Consider the following 16,711-nt stretch of genomic DNA (forward strand, 5'->3'; position numbering starts at 1 on the left):
CACTACAAAGCAGCCGCCAAAAGCCGGGCGCGGCGAGAAGCCAGGGTGACGAACACGAGCGCGGCCCACAGGCGCTTATTGGTATAGCGCCCTCACTCAAACTGGCCAGTCGCGGTAACTGCGAGCCAAGGCCTCGAACGCCCCCAACTGCGGATCGCCGCCGGTTTCTTCTGTGAGAATGCGGCCCACGCGAGGCGCCACGCGACCTGCCAACTCCGCGTCCAGGAACAGCAGGCGAGACCGCCTGGCCAAGACGTCCTCGACAGTCAGCGCATACTCATATCGCGCTGCGAACCGCACCATGGCTTCGGTCAAGCCCGGCGCAAGCACCTCCCCCGCGCCTGGCAAGGCGGCAAGCGCTGTCGCCTCCTCGCCATAGAGGTGCGGACCCGGCGCGACTGTAAGCCCCGGTCCTTGCGCAGCCCGCGAAGATGGCGCCCCCACCAAACGCAGCGCTGCACTCACCCCCGCAGGGCGGCTCGGCAGCAGGCCAGACGCCACGCACCGCGCCAACACATCCTCGGCCATCGCCCGGTAGGTGGTCCACTTGCCACCGGTCACGGTCACCAGACCGCTGCTGGCTTGCAGCACCGTGTGTTCCCGACTCAGGCTACCCGTGTTCGAATCATCCCCAACCGGGCGTACCAGAGGCCGCAACCCCACCCAAATGCTCAGCACGTCGGCCGGTTTGGGCGGACGCACGAGGTAACGCGCCGCCTCGCCCAGGATGAAATCAAGCTCGGAGCGCAGCGGCCGAGGTTCCCGGGGCAGATCCCGCCGAGGCGTGTCTGTGGTGCCGAGCACCAATTTTCCCTGCCATGGCACCGCGAACAGCACGCGGCCGTCGGCCGTCTTGGGCACCAGCAGGGCATGCTCCCCCGGCAGGAAGGACTGGTCAACCACCACATGCACCCCTTGGCTGGGCGACACCATGGGCGTCACTGCCTTGCCTTGACCGCCGCCATCCATCTGACGCAGGTCGTCGACCCACACGCCGGTGGCGTTGACCACGCAACGCGCCTTCACCTCGTAGGACGCTCCCCCGATGGCGTCACGGCAGCGCAAACCCGTCACGCGGCCGGCTTCGTGCCGCAACTCGGTGACCGGACAATAGTTGAGCAGCAAGGCGCCCTCGCGCGCCGCCGTGCGCGCCAGAGCGAGCGCGAGGCGCGCGTCGTCAAACTGACCATCCCAGTACTGCACCCCACCGCTCAGACCAGCCGGTTGCAGGCGAGGCAAGGCGGCCAAGGTGTCGCTCCGACCCAGAAAACGCGTCGGCCCGAGGCCCGCTTGACCCGCCAGCAGGTCATAGAGCTTCAGGCCGATGCCATAAAACGGCGTCTGCCACCAAGCGTAGGACGGCATGATGAACGACAAGCGCGACGCCAAATGCGGCGCGTTGGCCAGCACGGTGCTGCGTTCATGCAAGGCCTCGCGCACCAGGGCGACATTGCCCTGGGCGAGGTAACGCACCCCCCCGTGCAAGAGCTTCGTGGAACGCGACGATGTGCCGCCGGCGAAGTCGTGCGACTCCAGCAACACGACCGAATAACCCCGCGCCGCGGCGTCAAGCGCCACGCCCAGACCGGTGGCGCCACCGCCGACCACGGCCAGATCCCAAGTGGAGGACTGGGCCAAACGGTCGAACAACTGGGCGCGCGATGTGGAATTCGGAAGTACAGACTCACTCATAGCTTTACAACAATACTGAGAACAAAGATACCCGGATCATCCCTCAATCCGCAGCCCTTGGTTCCCGCCAACCCGCGGCAAGGGTCTGGCGCCCCGGGGTGCGTGCGCCAGACCTGGTGCATCAACGCACTTTGCCGTCCTTCCAAGCCTGGAGCAGCTTGTCGTAATTGATGGTCTTGCCCGTGGGCTTTTCATTCGCCAGCTTGGCCCAAGGCGCGGCGTTGGTGCTGAGCCACTTGGCCGGATCGCTCTTGGGATTGAGCTTGGGCGCGCAGCGCGCCATGCCAGCGCGTTCCAAGCGGGCCATGACTTGGTCCATTTCCTCGGCCAGGGTGTCCATGGCGGCCTGCGGCGTCTTCTCGCCCGTCACGGCCTGCGCCACGTTCTTCCACCAGAGCTGGGCCAGCTTCGGATAGTCCGGCACGTTGGTGCCAGTGGGCGACCAGGCCACGCGCGCCGGGCTGCGGTAGAACTCAACCAGGCCCCCGAGCTTGGGTGCGGCCTGGGTCATGGCCGCGGACTGGATGTCGCTCTCACGGATCGGCGTGAGCCCCACCATGGTCTTCTTGAGCGACACGGTCTTGGCCGTGACGAATTGGGCGTAGAGCCAGGCCGCCGCGGTGCGGTTGGCATCGTGGCCCGAGAAGAAGGTCCACGAGCCGACGTCTTGGTAGCCGTTCTGCATGCCTTCCTTCCAGTACGGCCCATTGGGCCCAGGGGCCATGCGCCACTTGGGCGTGCCGTCGGCATTCACCACGGGCAAGCCGGGCTTGGTCATGTCGGCGGTGAAGGCCGTGTACCAGAAGATCTGCTGCGCGATCTGGCCTTGCGCGGGCACCGGGCCAGCTTCGCCGAAGGTCATGCCGGTGGCTTCCTTGGGCGCGTACTTCTTCATCCAGTCCACGTACTTGGTCAGCGCGTAGACGGCGGCCGGTGAGTTGGTGGCGCCACCGCGCGACACCGAGGCGCCCACGGGCGTGCACTTGTCCGCCGCGACGCGGATGCCCCACTCGTCGATGGGCAGGCCGTTGGGTGTGCCGATGTCCGCGGTGCCGGCCATCGAGAGCCACGCATCGGTGAAGCGCCACCCCAGGCTGGGGTCCTTCTTGCCGTAATCCATGTGCCCGTAGACGGGCTTGCCGTCGATGGTCTTCACGTCGTTGGTGAAGAACTCGGCAATGTCTTCATAGGCGCTCCAGTTCAGCGGCACGCCCAGGTCGTAGCCGTACTTGGCCTTGAACTTGTCCTGCAGGTCCTTGCGTGCGAACAGATCGGCGCGGAACCAGTACAGATTGGCGAACTGCTGGTCAGGCAACTGGTACAGCTTGCCGTCCGGTGCCGTCGTGAACTTGGTGCCGATGAAATCCTTGAGGTCCAGGCCGGGGTTGGTGTATTCCTTGCCCGCGCCGGCCATGTAGTCGGTGAGGTTCATCACCTTGCCGTAGCGGTAGTGCGTGCCGATCAGGTCGGAGTCGCTGATCCAGCCGTCGTAGATGGACTTGCCGGACTGCATCGAGGTCTGCAGCTTCTCGACCACGTCGCCTTCCTGAATCAGGTCATGCTTGACCTTGATGCCCGTGATCTCCTCGAAGGCCTTGGCCAGCGTCTTCGATTCGTACTCGTGGGTGGTGATGGTTTCCGACACCACGGAGATTTCCTTCACGCCCTTGGCTTGCAGCTTCTTGGCCGCCTCGATGAACCACTTCATCTCGGCCATCTGTCGCTCCTTGTTGAGCGTCGAGGGCTGGAACTCCGTGTCCACCCATTTCTTGGCTTCGGTCTCGCCCGCCATGGCCGGACCGGCCAGGAGGGCGATGGCCAAGGCCACCGCGGTGTATCCCGTCTTCATCATGTCTGTCTCCTCGTTGTCACTTCCCCTGGAGGTTCACGATCACGTCCGACGCAGGGGAAGCTGGGCGCCAGACGAAAGCAACAATCAACCCTTGCGCATCACCAGCAGCAACAGCAGCATGGACAGCACGAAGCTGATCCACACCGAGGGCTCGGACGGCAGATCTAGCCACGCGGCCAGCTTGCCGCTCAACCCCACGAAGGCCAAGTTCACATAGGCCGCCAGCAGCAGGCCGATGAACAGGCGGTCGCCGCGCGTGGTCGCCAGCGGAAGGAAACCCCGGCGCCGGGTCGTCGGCGAGCGGATTTCCCACACCGTCATGCCCACCAGCAACAGGACGATGGCGATGAAAAAAACCGCCACGGGCAGGGTCCAGGCCATCCAGTCAAACATAAGCACCCCCCTGTGCGCCTGCGGCGCTTCCCCCCAGGGGGACATCGCCGGTGGCCTGGCAAAGCCAGTTCCACGGCGATCGCTGGGTTTTGCCGTGGCACGCGACCGCAGGCTGTTGAACGCGGGTCGAAGCTGTCGGATTGAGCGTCATGTTTTTTTCCTCTTCTGCTCACACCCGTCCCATCGCGAAACCTTTCGCGATGTAGTGGCGCACGAACCAGATCACGATGGCGCCGGGCACGATGGTCAGCACGCCAGCCGCCGCCAGCACGGCCCAGTCCATGCCCGAGGCAGAGACCGTGCGCGTCATCGTGGCCACGATGGGCTTGGCGTTGACGCTGGTCAGCGTGCGCGCCAGCAGCAGTTCCACCCAGCTGAACATGAAGCAGAAAAAGGCCGCCACCCCGACCCCGGCCTTGATCAGCGGCAGGAAGATGGTCAGGAAGAAGCGCGGGAAGCTGTAGCCATCGATGTAGGCCGTCTCGTCGATCTCGCGCGGGATGCCGCTCATGAAGCCTTCCAGAATCCAGACCGCCAGGGGCACGTTGAACAGCAAGTGCGCCAAGGCCACCGCGATGTGCGTGTCCATCAACCCCACGGTGGTGTACAGCTGGAAGAACGGCAGCAGGAACACCGCTGGTGGGGTCATGCGATTGGTCAGCAGCCAGAAAAATACATGCCGATCGCCCAGGAACTGGTAGCGCGAGAAGGCATAGGCCGCGGGCAGGGCCACGGTGACGGAAATCACCGTGTTGATGAAGACGTAGATCAGGCTGTTGATGTAGCCCGAATACCAGGACGGGTCGGTGAAGATCGTCTTGTAGTTCGCCAGGGTGAAGTCGCGCGGGAAGAACGAGAAGCTCGACAGAATCTCCTCGTTGGTCTTGAAACTCATGTTGACCATCCAGTAGATGGGCAACACCGCGAACACCAGGTAGGCGATCAGCAGCAGCGTGCGCTTGCGCAAGCGGGGTTCATGCATGGCCGGCCTCCTGCTTGTCCGAGGTTCCCACGCCCTGCATCCAGTTGTAGAGGATGAAGCACAGCAGCAGGATGATGAGGAAGTAAATCAGCGAGAACGCCGCCGCGGGCCCCAAGTCGAACTGCCCCACGGCCTTCTGCGTCAGGTACTGCGAGAGGAACGTGGTCGCGTTGCCCGGCCCGCCCCCGGTCAGCACGAAGGGCTCGGTGTAAATCATGAAGCTGTCCATGAAGCGCAGCAGCACCGCGATCATCAGCACACCGCGCATCTTGGGCAGCTGGATGTAGCGGAACACCGCGAACTTGCTGGCGCCGTCGATGCGGGCGGCCTGGTAATAGGCGTCAGGAATGGAGCGCAAGCCAGCGAAGCACAGCAAGGCCACCAGCGGGGTCCAGTGCCAGACATCCATGACCAGCACCGTGACCCAGGCATGGGTGGGGTTGCCGGTGTAGCTGTAGTCCACGCCCAGGTAATCCAGCGCCGCGCCCAGCAGCCCGATGTCCGCGCGGGCGTAGATCTGCCAGATGGTGCCCACGACGTTCCAGGGAATCAGCAGCGACAGCGCCATCACCACCAGCACGGCCGAGGACTTCCAGCCCTGGGCCGGCATGGCCAGCGCGAGCGCGATGCCCAGCGGAAGTTCGACCGCCAGCACCGCCAGCGAGAACACGAGCTGGCGCAACAGCGCCTCGTGCAGTTCCGGGTCGCGCATCACGGCGACGAACCATTCGGTGCCCACGAAGACGCGGCGTTCGGGCGAGATGATGTCCTGCACCGAGTAGTTCACCACCGTCATCAGCGGCAGGATGGCCGAAAAGGCCACGCACAGGATCACCGGCAGGATGAGGAACCAGGCCCGCTGGTTCACAGGTTTGGTCACGGCGCTCATGGCAACAGTTCCTCCCCAGCATAAAAACAGGTATGCGCGCCCAGCAGCTGCACCCACAGGCTGCCGCCGGGCGGAGGCGGAGGCGGCGAATCGATGGCCAGCCGCGCCTTGAGCGCCTGGCCCCCACTCAACTCGACGGTGAGCATCAGGTGCGTGCCCACATCCTGCACCTGGCGCAACTTGGCCGGCAATGCGCCCGGCGAGCCGGGGGCGACGACCGTCAGGTATTCCGGCCGAATGCCCAGCTTGAGCGGCCCCTGCGGCAGAGACTGTTCGGCGGGCAGCGGCAGCGTCTGCCCCGCAAGCAGCAAATTGCCGCCTCGCACCTCGGCAAGCACGAAGTTCATGCCGGGCGAGCCGATGAAATGTCCGACGAAGGTGTGCTGGGGCCGCTCGAACAAGGCATCGGCCGGTCCGACCTGCACCGCCTTGCCGCGCGTCATCACCACCACCTGGTCGGCGAAGGTCAAGGCCTCCACCTGGTCGTGCGTGACGTAGATCAGCGTCAGCTTCAGCTCGTGATGGATCTGCTTGAGCTTGCGCCGCAGCTGCCACTTCAGGTGCGGGTCGATCACCGTCAGTGGCTCGTCGAACAGGACGGCCGACACATCGGGGCGCACCAGCCCCCGACCCAGCGAGATCTTTTGCTTGGCGTCCGCGGACAGGCCCGCGGCGCGGCAGTTGAGCTGGCCGCTCAGGTCCAGCATTTCGGCGATCACGCCGACGCGCTGGCGGATTTGCTCGCGCGGCACCCCACGGTTGCGCAAGGGAAACGCCAGGTTTTCGGCCACGGTCATCGTGTCGTAGATCACCGGGAACTGGAACACCTGAGCGATGTTGCGTTCCTGCGGGCTGGCCCGGGTGACGTCACGGCCATCGAAAAGCACCCGGCCCTGCGAGGGCACGAGCAGCCCCGACATGATGTTGAGCATGGTGGTCTTGCCGCAACCCGAAGGGCCCAGCAAGGCGTAGGCGCCGCCATCCTCGAAGGCCATGGTCAAGGGCAGCAAGGCGTAGTCACTGTCCTGCTGGGGGTTGGGCCGGTAGGCATGCGCCAAGTCGAGTTCGATGCGTGCCATGTCAATGTCCCCCGGCTCGCTGCGGCGCGACGCACAGTTCACCCGCTGCGTCAAAAAGATAGGCTTGCGCCGGGCTGAAGTACACGGTCAGCGTTGCTCCCAGCTCGAAGTAATGCACGCCGGTGAGCTGCATCACCAGTTCCCCGACCTGGGTGGCCACGTGCACATAGGTGTCGGAACCCGAGATCTCGGCCAGCTCCAGCCGTCCGGGCACGGAGACATCGCCCGCGCGCGGTACCACCCGCAAGGCGCTGGCCCGCAGCCCCAGCGTGACGGGCGCTCCCGGCCGATCCAGCCGGTCCGCCGGGAAGGCGAACGCGAAGTCCGGTCCGCCGCGCAGACGCAGGCCTTGGGCCGTCACGTCCGCCGTCAACAGGTTCATGGGAGGGTCACTGAATGCACGAGCAACTCGCAAGGAAGAAGGCCGGTGAAAAACGTCCACCGTGGGCCCGTACTGCAGCAGTTCGCCCTGGTCCAGCACCGCCGTGTAGCCGCCCAGCAGCAGGGCCTCGGCAGGCTCGGTGGTGGCATAGACCACGGTCGAACCCTCCGAGGCGAAGAGCTGGCTCAGTTCTTCGCGCAACTCCTCGCGCAGCTTGTAATCCAGATTGACCAGGGGTTCATCGAGCAGCATCAAGGGCGCTTGCTTGGCGAGGGCGCGGGCCAGGGCCACGCGCTGCTGTTGCCCTCCCGACAGCTCGGCGGGGAGGCGGTCCAGAAAGGGTTCGATGTGCAGCTTGGTGGCCAGCTCGCGCACCCGCGCGTCCACACCCGTCTGCTTGCGCAGCCGCATGGGCGAGGCGATGTTGCGCGCCACGGTCATGGACGGGTAGTTGATGAACTGCTGGTACACCATGGACACATCTCGCTTGCGCACCGGCACGCCCGTCACGTCCTGGCCGTCCACCAACACGCGCCCCGAGGTCGGCGCATCCAGACCGGCCATCAGCCGCATCAGGCTGGTCTTGCCCGCCTGCGTCGCGCCCAGCAAGACGGTGACCGCCCCGCTGCGCAGGTCCAAGCTCATCGGCTTGAGCCAGGTCTCGGCGCCCACGTTCTTGCCGACGCCCTCCAGTACCAGCCGCATCCCGCCCCCTTTCATGAACGAAGTCCGTGCCGGCACGGCGATGCGGAGCAACGCGGCGGGCCACTGTTCAACTGTTCAACAGTTCGCAATTTTTCGATTGTTATTCTTTTGCTTTCGTTTGCTGTACAGGTTTTCCCTGGAGCCATTCCTTTTCGCTCGTTTATAGTGACCCGCTCGAAATTGAACGACCCGCATGGAGAACCACACCCCCCGTCAGCTGCGACTGATCGAGTTCGTGCGCGCGCGCGGTTCGGCCACGGTGGAACAGCTCGCCGAGGAGTTGGGCGTGACCTTGCAGACCGTGCGGCGCGACATCCAGCGGCTGGCGGACACGGGCGCGCTGGCGCGCTTCCACGGTGGCGCCCGCGTGCCCAGCTCGACGACCGAAAACATTGCTCACCAGCAGCGCCAGCAACTGCATGCACAGGGCAAGGCGCGCATCGCGCGTGCCATCGCGCGGCAGGTGCCCAATGACTGCTCGCTGATCCTGAACATCGGCACCACGACCGAGGCCATCGCGCAGGCGCTGCTGCAACACACGGGTTTGCGCGTGATCACCAACAACCTCAACGTGGCCAACATCCTGTGCGGCAACCCCAGCTGCGAAATCATCGTGGCCGGCGGCATGGTGCGTCCCCGGGACCGCGGCATCGTGGGCGAGGCGGCCGTGGACTTCATCCGCCAGTTCAAGGTCGACATCGCGCTGATCGGGATTTCGGCCATCGAGTCCGATGGCTCGCTGCGCGACTACGATTACCGCGAAGTCAAGGTGGCCCAGACCATCATCGCGCAGTCGCGTGAAGTCTGGCTGGCCGCCGACACCAGCAAGTTCAACCGCCCGGCCATGGTCCAGGTCGCGACCCTGTCACAGATCGACCGGCTGTTCACCGACGCCGAGCCTCCTGCTCCTTTTCCATCCCTGCTGAACGACGCTGACATCCGCCTGGAAGTCTGCACCTGATCCACCCCGACACGACCCGAGCCCCCATGACTTACTTGCTGGCACTCGACCAAGGCACTTCCAGCTCCCGCAGCATCGTCTTCAACGAACGGGGACAGATCGTCGCGCTCGCGCAGCAAGAACTGCCGCAGATTTATCCGCAACCCGGGTGGGTCGAGCACGACCCCATGCAGATCTGGCAAACCCAGCTCGCGACCGCGCGCGATGTGCTGCGCAAAGCCGGCATCAGCGCCTCGGCGGTGCATGCCATCGGCATCACCAACCAGCGCGAGACCACGGTGGTCTGGAACCGCAAGACCGGGCAGCCCATCCACCACGCCATCGTCTGGCAGGACCGGCGCGCGGAACCGGCCTGCGCGCGGCTGCGCGAACAAGGCCACGCACCGCTGATCCACGCGCGCACGGGGCTGCTGGTCGACGCCTATTTTTCGGGCATGAAGCTGCAGTGGATCCTCGACCACGTGCCCGGCGCGCGGCAGCAGGCCTTGGCGGGTGAACTCGCGTTTGGCACCGTGGACAGCTGGCTGATGTGGCAGCTGACCGGGGGGGCCGTCCATGCAACCGACGTGAGCAACGCCTCGCGCACCATGCTGTTCAACGTCCACACCAACACCTGGGACGCCGAACTGATGGCGCTGCTCGACATCCCGCAGCAGCTGATGCCGGAAGTCCACCCGTCCAGCGCCGACTACGGCCAGGTCCGCGCGGACTTGCTGGGGCACGCGATCCGCATCGGCGGCGTGGCGGGCGACCAGCAAAGCGCCCTCTTCGGCCAGGCCTGTTTCCGCGCGGGCATGGCCAAGAACACCTACGGCACCGGCTGCTTCATGCTGATGCACACCGGTTCCACCTTCCAGGCCTCCAACAATGGCTTGCTGACCACCAGCGCGGCCCAGGTCAACCGCCAGGCCGAATACGCCATCGAGGGCAGCGTCTTCGTCGGCGGCGCGGTGGTCCAGTGGCTGCGCGATGGGCTGCACGCCATCAAGGCCAGCAGCGAAGTGCAAAGCCTGGCGGAAAGCGTGCCCGACGCCGGTGGCGTGATCCTGGTGCCCGCCTTCACCGGCCTGGGCGCGCCTTACTGGAAAGCGGATGCGCGCGGCCTCATCACCGGCCTGACGCGCGGCACGACACTCGCCCACATTGCCCGCGCCGCGCTGGAGAGCATTGCCTTCCAGAGCACGGCGCTGCTGGAGGCCATGAGCCGGGACGCCGTGGCCGCGGGCGGCAGCGCCGTCAGCGAATTGCGCGTGGACGGCGGCGCCTGCGCCAACGACCTGCTGATGCAGATCCAGGCGGACCTGCTGGGCATCCCCGTGGTGCGACCCGAGGTCATCGAGACCACCGCCCTGGGCGCCGCTTACCTGGCGGGCCTGAGCACCGGGCTCTATGCCGGCACCGACGAACTGAGCCAGCTCTGGCGCGCCGAGCGCACCTTCCGGCCCACGCTGGGGCGCGCGCAGGCCCGTGCGCGCATGGACCAGTGGGAACACGCGGTGCGCCAAGCGACCGCGGACTGACGCCGCGCCGCTGCGGCGACAATCCTTCTTTTTGAACCGGCCTGCGCGCGCCAGGCCCTGCCCAGAAGGAAGCACCGGATGATCGACCCCCGCACCGCCATCGCATTCATCGGCGGCGGCAACATGGCCAGCGCCATCATCGGCGGCCTGCTCAAGCAAGGCCTGCCGGCCAGCCGCATCACCGTCGTGGACACCAACGCCGAAGCCCGCCAGCGCCTGAGCGACAGCCACGGCGTCGTGGCGCACGCAGCGGTCGGCCCCTTCCTGCGGGACTTTCCCATCGTGGTGTGGGCCATCAAGCCCCAGACTTTCAAGGACGCCGCCCAGTCGGCCGCGCCCTTCGTCAACGGCGCGCTGCACCTGAGCGTGGCGGCCGGCATCTCGACCGACAGCCTGCAGCGCTGGCTGGGCAGTGAACGCATCGTGCGTAGCATGCCCAACACCCCGGCGCTGATCGGCAAGGGCGTCACCGGGCTGTACGCCCGCGCTGGCGTGAGCGCGCAGGACCGCGCGCAAGTCGCGCACATCGCCTCGGTCATGGGTGAGTTCGTCTGGGTCGAGCAAGAACACCTGCTCGACGCCGTGACGGCGCTTTCCGGTTCGGGCCCCGCCTATGTGTTCTACCTGCTGGAGGCCATGACGGCCACGGGGGTGGAACTGGGCCTCACGGCCGAGCAGGCCCATCAACTCGCGGTCGAGACCTTCCTGGGCGCGGGCGCGTTGGCCAAGGCCTCGCAAGAACCGCCCGAGGTGCTGCGCCAGCGCGTCACCTCCAAGGGCGGCACGACGCACGCGGCGATCACGGTCATGGAAGAAGGCGGGCTCAAGGCCTTGTTCGACCAAGCCCTGAAGGCCGCCGCGCGGCGCTCCGCCGAACTGGGCGCCGAATTCGGCAAGGACTGACGGCGGCGGTTCATTGCGGCGCCGCGGTGCAACGACCGGCGGCGAGTCTGCCGTCGCGCAAACGGGTGCAGTGCGGGTGCAGTGCGCTGGCGGAGGCGGAGGCGCGACGCTGCTTCAGCGAAGGGCGTGGCCGATCACCACGCCCGCGAACACCGTGAAACCCAGCCAATGGTTCAGGCGAAAGGCGCGGAAACAGCCTTCGCGTGTGCGCTCGCGGATCAGGCGGTGGTGCCAGACCACTTGCGCGGCGGCCACCAGCAGCGTCGCGCCCCAGACCCAGGGATGGAGCCGGTCGATCAGCAGCACCGTCCAGATCAGCAGGTGCAGCACGTAGAAAGCCGTGATCGCCACCACGTCGAAACGGCCCAGCGTGATGGCCGAGGTCTTCATGCCGATCTTCAGGTCGTCGTCGCGATCGACCATGGCGTACTCGGTGTCGTAGGCCAAGACCCAGAACAAGTTGCCGATGAGCAGGGCCCAGGCCAGCCAGGGAACCGCCCCCAGCACGGAGGACACGCTGAGCCCATCGCCGCCTTGCACGGCGGAAAAACCGAACGCATCGCCGCCTTGCACGGCGGCGAAGGCCATGGGAATGCCGAAGCTGAACGCCACGCCCAGCACGGCCTGCGGCATGGCCACGTAGCGCTTGGCGTAGGGATAGATCAAGGTCACGGCCAGCGCCGCGAACGACCAGGCGATGGTGACGGCATTGGTGGTGAGCACCAGGCCGAAAGCCAGCAGTGCCAGCACCGCGCCCAGCGCCAGGGCTTCCTTCACCGACACTTTGCCGCTCGTCACCGGGCGTTGCGCGGTGCGCTTGACGTGCCGGTCGAAATCACGGTCGGCCACATCGTTCACGCAACAGCCCGCGCTGCGCATGAGGATGGTGCCCAGCACGAACACCGCCAGCAAATGCCACCCCGGCCAGCCCCCCGCCGCGACCCACAGCGCCGACAGCGAGGGCCAGAGCAACAACAGCCAACCCGCCGGACGGTTCCAGCGGATGAGGTCGAGGTAAAGAGACCAGCGCGAGGGCTGGGTGGATGGGGTGGTGACTGAGGACATGTCAGGAATTGGAAGGCTGAGAAACCGTAGCGAGCGGTCCCAGCTTGCGCCGAGCATCGCAGCCGTACTGTACGTACGGCGAGAAGCACAGGCGCGAGATGGGATCGCGCAGTAGGTTGATCAGTCTTCCAAAAGGGAGCGCAGCATCCAGGCGCTCTGCTCATGCACCGTCAGGCGCTGCGTCAGCAGATCGGCCGTGGGCTCGTCGTTGGCCTTCTCGGCCAGGGGGAAGATGGCACGCGCCGTGCGCGCCACCGCCTCGTGGCCTTGAACGAGGATGCGCACCATCTCCAGCGCCTTGGGCGGCGTGGCTGGCACATCCGGCACCGAGGCCAGCTTGCCGAACTGCGCGTAAGAGCCCGGCGCCGCGTGGCCCAGCGAGCGGATGCGCTCGGCCACCGGGTCCACCGCGTTCCACAGCTCGGTGTACTGCGTCATGAACATGGTGTGCAGGGTGTTGAACATCGGCCCCGTCACGTTCCAGTGGAAGTTGTGCGTGGTCAGGTACAGGGTGTAGGTGTCGGCCAGCAGCCGGGACAGGCCCTCGGCGATGGCCGCGCGGTCTTGTTCGCTGATGCCGATGTTGATGGCGGGGGCAGTGGTCTTGGCCATGAAAAAACTCCTGGTGGTCGGTGAAGAAGCGTCGGGGGAGCCGGAACGATGCAGGTGATGGTTCAGGCGGCGGATTCAAGTGAAGTTCAGGCCGCCTGGGCCTCGACCTGGCGCAGGTCGGACAGGCGCGTGACACCCGGCAGAGCGCAGGCGTAGATGGCGTTGCGCAAGGCGGCGATGGCCTCATAGCGCGTGAAGCTGCGGCGCCAGACCAGCACCACGCGGCGCAGGGGCGCATCCCCGTCGAAGGGCAGGTAACGGATCAGGCTTTCGTCGGCGCCGATCCGGTTCTTGGCCCGCCCCTCTTCCAGCGCCCCCTCGGGCACCGACAGGCGCGGCACCAGGGTCACGCCCATGCCAGCGGCCACCATGTGCTTGATGGTCTCCAGCGAGGAGCCCTCGAAGCTTTTCTGAATGCCTTCGGTGTTGCTCGAGAAACGGGCGAACTCGGGGCAGACCTCCAGCACATGGTCTCGGAAGCAATGCCCCGTGCCCAGCAGCAGCATGGTTTCGGACTTGAGCTCCTGCGAGGTGACACGCTCACGCTGGGCCAGCGGATGGCCCACCGGCACGGCCGCGAAAAAGGGCTCGTCGTACAGCGGCGCGACGGCCAGGCCGGTGTCGGGAAAGGGCTCGGCCAGGATGGCGCAATCGATCTCGCCGGTGCGCAGCATCTCCAGCAGCCTGCCCGTGAAATTCTCCTGCAGCATCAACGGCATCTGCGGTGACAGGCGGATGTTCTGCCGCACCAGGTCAGGCAGCAGGTAGGGGCCGATGGTGTAGATCACGCCCATGCGCAGAGGCCCGGCCAGCGGGTCCTTGCCGCGCTTGGCGATCTCCTTGATGTTGGCGGCCTGCTCCAGCACGGACTGCGCCTGGCGCACGATGTCCTCGCCCAGGGGCGTGACGGTGACTTCGTTGGCGCTGCGCTCGAAGAGCTTGACGTCCAGCTCTTCCTCGATTTTCTTGACCGCGACCGACAGGGTGGGCTGGGACACGAAGCAGGCCTCGGCCGCGCGACCGAAGTGCTTTTCTCGGGCCACCGCCACGATGTATTTGAGTTCGGTCAAGGTCATGATCTAGCCATTCCATCCATCCAATAGACCGATACTATCAAGCGGGAGGGAACAAGGCGTGGCGATGCCCGTCACACGGCATCGCGCGCCGGACTGGACCCGTCGCGCGGTGCGGTGTCAGGGCAGCACGGTCACGCGCAGTTGCAGCAGGCGCGCCGGCTGGCCCGCGACGTCGCTGCGGTAGGTACCGCGCTCGGGTTCGGTGCCGCTCTTGGCCAGGGTCACCCACTGGCCCAGCGGCGCCAGCACGGTGGTGCGCAATTGGCCAGTCTGCTGCGCGGGCAGCTCCTTGCCGGGCTGCTGGCTGACGTTCTCGCCCAACCATTGCACTTCGACCTCGGCCTGGCGGCCGCCGGTCCAGACGGGGCGCATCTGCAAGGTCTGGCCGCTCTGGAACCAGATCAGCTCCTGCTTCACGCCAGCGCCGTTGTTCTGGCCTTCGGCCTGCACTTCCTTGATCCAGGTCTGCGGCTGGGCCGAGGTCTGGCCAACACGGGTCACGTCCCCATTGCGCACCTGCACCTGCTGAGCAGGCTGCAGGGGCACGGTGGGCTGGGTGCCCACGCTGTAGCCCGCGGCGACCGCGTCGATCTGGCGCAGCTCCAGCAGCACGTTGCGCGCGGGCAAAGACTGCGCCGCGGCCAGGCCCACGGCCCCGAACAGCGCCCAGCCCAGGGCGCTGACCACCATGAGAAAACTTTTACGCGTACCGATAGCCATCACGACCTCCCATCTCGACCTCTTTACTTCAAATTCCATCACCGCGCCTCGCGCATCACCACCGCAGGCAGGCTGCGCGCCTGGATGCGCTGGGCGGTCTGCTGGGCCTGTGCCTGCTGGGTGTAAGGCCCCGCCACCACACGCTGCAGGGACTCACCCCGGTTGTTGGACACGGTCTCCAAGCCAGCCTCGATGCCCATGGTCCGCAGCTGCGCAAGCACGCGGTTGGCGTTGTCGGCTTGGCGGAACACGCCCGCCTGCACCACCCAGGTGGATGCCGTCGCCGCCGAGCGGACGGACGGTGATGCAGTCGCGACCGCCGACTGAGGCGCCACGCTGGCGCTCACGCCGCCCTCCTGCGACTGCGCGGCCCGCTTGGCCTGCGCCGCCTGCGAAGCGGCGCGCAAACGGGCCGAAGCTTGCGGCTTTTCGCCTTCGGTGGGTTCCGCCGCCGAGGCCCGCCGGGGCGTCGAGGGCATGACCGGCGCCACAGGGCGAGCGGGCGAAGGCGCTGACACCGCCGGGGCCGGGCTGGCGCTGGCCGGCGCCGTCGCGGCGGGCCGGGTCACCACGCCGCTGGCGACATTGCCGGAACGGTTGCCCATGGGCGCGGTCGTGGTGTCGGCCTGAGCCAACTGGCGCACACGCGGTGCCGTCGGCGGCGGCGACTGGAGCCGAGAGGAAGGCAGGGTCACCGACTGCAAAGGCACCAGGTCGGTCGAAGCGGTCGCGGAACCCGTACTCGGGGCAGAGCTGGAACCAGAACCGGGACCAGAGCCCGCAGCGGGCCCCGAAAACGGTGCCGGCAGCGGCGCATTCAAAGGCGCGGGGGTCAGCGGATTGGCCGCAAAGGACGTCACGGGCACGAGGTCGGCCCCAGAGCGGCCGGGGCGGGTCGTGGCATCGAAGGCCGGCTCAAAGGCCACCACGGGCCGGGTGGCGGCATCGTCCGCAAGCGGAGCCGGGCGGGCCGACACCGCGGAAGCAGCTTGCGGGGTCGCGGTGGGCGCAGGTGCGGGTGCGATGGCGGGTGCCGTGGGCGCCAAGCCTGCCACGCGGCCCGAGGCACTTTGCGCGCCCGAGGCCGCGGGGGCGGAGGGCGACAGGGGCAAGAGCGTGCCACCGTCTGGCTGCGAGGGGTGTCGGCTCACCGCCGAGGCCAGCTTGGCCCAGGCCTGCCCGCCCATGCGCTGCCAGTCTTGCATGGCCGCCACAGGGGCCAGCACGGCCCCGACCACCAGCAGATTGGCCAACACTTGCCACCCGAAACGACGGGGGCCAGGTGCAACGGCCGTGAGCCGACCCACGGTGTCGACCACGCCGGAACTCTTGCGCAGCACCTCGGAAATCTTGTCGTTGTAGTGCCCGTACAGCCAGACGTTGGCATAGAGTCCGGGCACGATGTAGGCCGCCGAGAGGAACCACAGGCCCAGCATCCAGGCCAAGGCGCTGGAGTAGTCGAACACCAGCTTGCCCACGCCAAAGACCAGCAGCCCGGCGGTGGCCATCACGCCCACATAGGCCAGCGCCCAGTTCCACATCTTGCGGTAGACCAGCCAGTTGAAGGTGAACAGGCTGGCGGCCCAGTTCCAGCTCAGCCCCGTCTGCCCCGCTTCATCGAAACGCAGGAAGCGCGGCAGGTGATAGCCCTGCCCGCGCACGCCGATGGCGGCGCGGTAGAACAGGGCGGTGTCACCCGCGGCGAGGGGATGGAAGGGGTCGGCGCTCATGGGGGCTAGGGGCGATCAAACGGCGCCGCCGCACCGGGCGACAGACCGGGCTCGGCGGCGCTGGGCAAGTCTAAATCAGCGGGCGGCGCTCAGGTATCTTTTTGCCCGGGGCGCGCGGGGCAACTCCAGGCCTTCTTACGGACTCTCTTG

Annotated in this window: 15 protein-coding genes; 3 read left to right on the forward strand and 12 right to left on the reverse strand. The window is 66.7% G+C overall.

What is annotated here, in order from left to right; all coding sequences use genetic code 11:
- Nucleotides 1-96 precede the first annotated feature (96 nt).
- From HGR_RS08905 to HGR_RS08935, 7 genes are all read right to left on the reverse strand, one after another.
- Complete coding sequence (locus tag HGR_RS08905; protein ID WP_039853009.1) at nucleotides 97-1,692, reverse strand: glycerol-3-phosphate dehydrogenase/oxidase; 1,596 nt, start codon at nucleotides 1,690-1,692, stop codon at nucleotides 97-99.
- A gap of 121 nt (nucleotides 1,693-1,813) precedes the next feature.
- Nucleotides 1,814-3,541, reverse strand: a complete 1,728-nt coding sequence (locus tag HGR_RS08910) for an ABC transporter substrate-binding protein (RefSeq protein WP_006297883.1) — start codon at nucleotides 3,539-3,541, stop codon at nucleotides 1,814-1,816.
- Nucleotides 3,542-3,628: 87 nt separating this feature from the next.
- On the reverse strand, nucleotides 3,629-3,937 hold the full coding sequence (locus tag HGR_RS08915; RefSeq protein WP_006297884.1) for a DUF2160 domain-containing protein: 309 nt from the start codon (nucleotides 3,935-3,937) through the stop codon (nucleotides 3,629-3,631).
- 169 nt (nucleotides 3,938-4,106) lie between these two features.
- Nucleotides 4,107-4,919, reverse strand: coding sequence for a carbohydrate ABC transporter permease (locus tag HGR_RS08920; protein WP_006297885.1), 813 nt, complete (start codon nucleotides 4,917-4,919; stop codon nucleotides 4,107-4,109).
- Entirely contained in the window at nucleotides 4,912-5,808 is an 897-nt protein-coding gene (locus HGR_RS08925) for a carbohydrate ABC transporter permease (protein ID WP_006297886.1), read from the reverse strand. Before HGR_RS08925 ends, HGR_RS08920 begins: the two co-directional genes overlap by 8 nt.
- On the reverse strand, nucleotides 5,805-6,887 hold the full coding sequence (locus tag HGR_RS08930; RefSeq protein ID WP_006297887.1) for an ABC transporter ATP-binding protein: 1,083 nt from the start codon (nucleotides 6,885-6,887) through the stop codon (nucleotides 5,805-5,807). The genes HGR_RS08925 and HGR_RS08930 overlap by 4 nt, the downstream gene beginning before the upstream one ends.
- A 1-nt stretch (nucleotide 6,888) precedes the next feature.
- Complete coding sequence (locus tag HGR_RS08935; RefSeq protein ID WP_006297888.1) at nucleotides 6,889-7,974, reverse strand: ABC transporter ATP-binding protein; 1,086 nt, start codon at nucleotides 7,972-7,974, stop codon at nucleotides 6,889-6,891.
- A 193-nt stretch (nucleotides 7,975-8,167) separates the two neighbouring features.
- Between HGR_RS08935 and HGR_RS08940 the strand changes: the two genes are divergently transcribed.
- The 3 genes from HGR_RS08940 (at nucleotide 8,168) to proC (ending at nucleotide 11,358) form a co-directional block, all read left to right on the forward strand.
- Nucleotides 8,168-8,935 carry a DeoR/GlpR family DNA-binding transcription regulator gene (locus tag HGR_RS08940; RefSeq protein WP_006297889.1) on the forward strand — a complete coding sequence of 256 codons (768 nt, stop codon included), beginning with the start codon at nucleotides 8,168-8,170 and terminating at the stop codon, nucleotides 8,933-8,935.
- A gap of 26 nt (nucleotides 8,936-8,961) precedes the next feature.
- Nucleotides 8,962-10,455, forward strand: a complete 1,494-nt coding sequence (glpK, locus tag HGR_RS08945) for a glycerol kinase GlpK (RefSeq protein WP_006297890.1) — start codon at nucleotides 8,962-8,964, stop codon at nucleotides 10,453-10,455.
- Nucleotides 10,456-10,533: 78 nt separating this feature from the next.
- Nucleotides 10,534-11,358, forward strand: a complete 825-nt coding sequence (gene proC, locus HGR_RS08950; RefSeq protein WP_006297891.1) for a pyrroline-5-carboxylate reductase — start codon at nucleotides 10,534-10,536, stop codon at nucleotides 11,356-11,358.
- A gap of 114 nt (nucleotides 11,359-11,472) precedes the next feature.
- Here proC and HGR_RS08955 read toward each other — a convergent pair whose 3' ends face one another.
- The 5 genes from HGR_RS08955 to HGR_RS08975 all read right to left on the reverse strand — a co-directional run bounded on the left by HGR_RS08955 (nucleotide 11,473) and on the right by HGR_RS08975 (nucleotide 16,561).
- The gene (locus tag HGR_RS08955) at nucleotides 11,473-12,423 is read right to left on the reverse strand and encodes a 4-hydroxybenzoate octaprenyltransferase (RefSeq protein ID WP_006297892.1); all 951 of its coding nucleotides are present in this window, start codon (nucleotides 12,421-12,423) and stop codon (nucleotides 11,473-11,475) included.
- A 120-nt stretch (nucleotides 12,424-12,543) separates the two neighbouring features.
- Nucleotides 12,544-13,035 (reverse strand): Dps family protein, encoded by a 492-nt coding sequence (locus HGR_RS08960; protein ID WP_006297893.1) that lies wholly within the window; start codon nucleotides 13,033-13,035, stop codon nucleotides 12,544-12,546.
- A gap of 86 nt (nucleotides 13,036-13,121) precedes the next feature.
- Nucleotides 13,122-14,111, reverse strand: coding sequence for a LysR substrate-binding domain-containing protein (locus HGR_RS08965; protein WP_006297894.1), 990 nt, complete (start codon nucleotides 14,109-14,111; stop codon nucleotides 13,122-13,124).
- Nucleotides 14,112-14,228: 117 nt separating this feature from the next.
- The gene (locus tag HGR_RS08970; protein WP_138922455.1) at nucleotides 14,229-14,831 is read right to left on the reverse strand and encodes a hypothetical protein; all 603 of its coding nucleotides are present in this window, start codon (nucleotides 14,829-14,831) and stop codon (nucleotides 14,229-14,231) included.
- 38 nt (nucleotides 14,832-14,869) lie between these two features.
- Nucleotides 14,870-16,561 (reverse strand): SPOR domain-containing protein, encoded by a 1,692-nt coding sequence (locus HGR_RS08975; RefSeq protein ID WP_006297896.1) that lies wholly within the window; start codon nucleotides 16,559-16,561, stop codon nucleotides 14,870-14,872.
- Nucleotides 16,562-16,711: the final 150 nt, after the last annotated feature.

Source organism: Hylemonella gracilis ATCC 19624 (genome assembly GCF_000211835.1).
In the GTDB taxonomy this organism is placed as follows: domain Bacteria; phylum Pseudomonadota; class Gammaproteobacteria; order Burkholderiales; family Burkholderiaceae_C; genus Hylemonella; species Hylemonella gracilis.